The 514-nt window shown below is 44.6% G+C and carries 1 protein-coding gene; it reads right to left on the reverse strand.

What is annotated here, in order from left to right:
• Positions 1 to 514, reverse strand: a 514-nt coding sequence (locus R7190_RS30895; protein ID WP_318138347.1) for an EAL domain-containing protein, incomplete at both ends; no start/stop codon positions are given.

Here is a 514-nt window from a genome sequence, read left to right on the forward strand (position 1 = left end):
TCAGTGCAGAATAGCCCGTACCGAAGTCGTCAATCGTTAGTTTGGTACCGAGCGCACGTAGGTTATCCAGCATGTCTACCAACTCATCATCATGGTTAAACAACAAGCTTTCGGTTACCTCGACATCAAATTGCTCAGCAGGCAAACCCGATTCTTCTAAGCTTTGCCTAATGAACGCCAATAAGCGATCACAATAGCGGAATTGAACGCTAGAGAAGTTCACCGATACAAACAACGGCGAAATGGATTGCCACTGTGCTGCTTGATAACACGCTTGCTGAATGGCGAACTCGCCAAGTTGATGAATCAACCCATTTTTCTCTGCAATCGAGATGAACTCTTCTGGATTGACGAAACCAAACTTCTCATCGTTCCAACGCATCAATGCTTCTGCGCCAACAATTTTACCGCTTTTCAATTCAATGATTGGCTGATAGTACATTTCGAGCAGTTGGTTCGAGATCGCATTACGCAATCGACTTTCTAGATCCAAGTAACGCTGTAGATCTTGGTT

It is taken from the genome of Vibrio sp. 1078-1 (assembly GCF_033340475.1).